The following is a 2,055-nucleotide window of genomic DNA, read 5'->3' as shown; positions in this document are numbered from 1 at the left end:
ATAAATTCAAATTCTTAGAACCAAGCTGTGTTCCGCACTTTTCCACCCTTTTAAGCATGGAAAGCCCGATCGCTGGGAAAACTAACAATGTTTGGAGTGATGCAAATGAAAAAAATAGTGGCAGCCATCGTGGTAATCGGTCTTGTGTTTATAGCATTTTTCTATCTTTACAGCCGATCAGGCGATGTGTATCAATCGGTAGACGCGGATTTGATCACACTGTCTTCAAGCGGCCAGGAAGATATCGAGATTGAAAAAAGACAGCACGTCAAAGATATGCTGGATATTATGAATCAGGGAAAACAGGTGAAGACAGAAAAAACATCAGCCCCTGATTACGAAGGGACAATCAAGTTTCATAAAGACCGGTATGACTCATTCAGACTATGGATTGACGACAGCCAGCAAGCCGTTTTTTCGAAGGATGGCACATACTACAAATTGAGCAAAAATGATACAAAGGCGCTGCTAAATATTATTAAAAAAGAAGCAAAGGATTGAAAATGAAAAAGCGAAGCTAACCGCTTCGCTTTTTCATTTTATTGGGGCAAAATATCTCTCAGTGCCCGTCTGAGCATTTTCCCCGTCGCATTTTTCGGAATATCGTCAAGAAACGTAATGGCGGCAGGCCGCTTGTATTTTGCCAGATGCTTTTCACAGTGCTGCATGATGTCCTCCTCTGTTACCCCAGAGCGTTTCGGCACCACATATCCCTTTACCGCTTCCCCGCTTTGGGGGTCCGGCACGCCGATGACAACCGCCTCCTTGACGTCCGGATGGCTGTACAGCACCTCCTCCACCTCCCGCGGATACACATTGTATCCTCCTACAATGATCATGTCTTTTTTCCGGTCAACAATGTAAAAATAGCCGTCCTCATCCCGTCTTGCCAAGTCCCCCGTATAAAGCCACCCGTCTTTTAATGCATGCTCTGTTTCCATCGGCATTTTATAATAGCCCTTCATCACATTGGGGCCTTTCACGATCAATTCGCCGACCTGGTGAGCGGGCAGCTCGCGTCCGAGCGGATCTACGACCTTGTTTTCGACATGTAAGATACTTGTCCCGATGGAGCCCGGCTTCCTGCCCCTGTCAAACGGGTTAAAGCACGTGACGGGTGATGCTTCCGAGAGCCCGTAGCCTTCCAAAATGGTAACACCGAATTTTTCTTCAAACGCCGTCAGCAACGCGACTGGCATGGCCGCGCCTCCCGAAATGCACAGCCGGATCGAAGAAAAATCATCTTTCTTTCCGTTTTCATGCTGAAACAAGTAGTTATACATTGTAGGCACACCGGCAAAAATGGTCGCCTGCTGCTGCCTAACAAGCTTAAAAACAGATGCCGGACTGAATTGAGGCTCAATCAAGACAGTTGCGCCGCTCATCAGCGGTGCATTCATACAGACGGTTAAACAAAACACGTGAAACATGGGAAGAGCGCAGACCACATTGTCCCTCTCATCCATTCCCAAATAGCCTGCGACATCGTTGGCATTGCTGTACAAATTCTGATGAGTCAGCATTGCGCCTTTCGGTTTTCCAGTCGTTCCTGACGTATATAAAATAACCGCGGTATCATCAGGGACAAGTTCTTGGTTTTGTTTAGCAGCAGATGTCGGCCGCAATATTTTTGCAAACGTTGTCATTTTCATCCTGACCTCTGGGTCCGCAGCTTCCGGCTCTGCCTCCCCCGTCTGGCATAAAATGACGAGCTCAACCTTTGGCAGCGATTCATGCATGCTCTCATAAAGCGGCAAAAGCTGGCTAACGCCCACGATCGCCTTTACATCGCCATTTGTCAGCATATAACCAATTTCTGTCGGCGTGTACAACGGATTGATGGGAACAACCACGATCCCAGCTTTTAAAGCGCCAAAAAACGCGATGATAAAATCAGGCGAATTGCCAAGCAGCAAAGCTAGATGGTCCCCTTTCTCCATACCGGCCTCCTGAAGGCCGTCCGCAAATCGCTGAATATATTCATTCAGCTCTTGATACGTCATCATGTGATCTTTAAACCTGCATGCGATGCTGTCGGGCTTCTCAGATGCTGTT

2 protein-coding genes are annotated in these 2,055 nt (G+C 47.4%); one reads left to right on the top strand and one right to left on the bottom strand.

Translation table 11 applies throughout. From position 1 onward, the window contains the following. Window positions 1–105 precede the first annotated feature (105 nt). On the top strand, window positions 106–501 hold the full coding sequence (locus ACWHAR_RS20165; RefSeq protein WP_017695352.1) for a hypothetical protein: 396 nt from the start codon (window positions 106–108) through the stop codon (window positions 499–501). A gap of 38 nt (window positions 502–539) precedes the next feature. Here ACWHAR_RS20165 and lcfB read toward each other — a convergent pair. After that, on the bottom strand, window positions 540–2,055 hold a 1,516-nt coding region (gene lcfB, locus ACWHAR_RS20160; RefSeq protein WP_452087625.1), incomplete at its 5' end, for a long-chain-fatty-acid--CoA ligase LcfB.

It is taken from the genome of Bacillus sp. LR--39 (genome assembly GCF_053613335.1).
The sequence above is the reverse complement of the archived record's forward strand: the minus strand, read 5'-3'. Positions and strand labels throughout refer to the sequence as shown.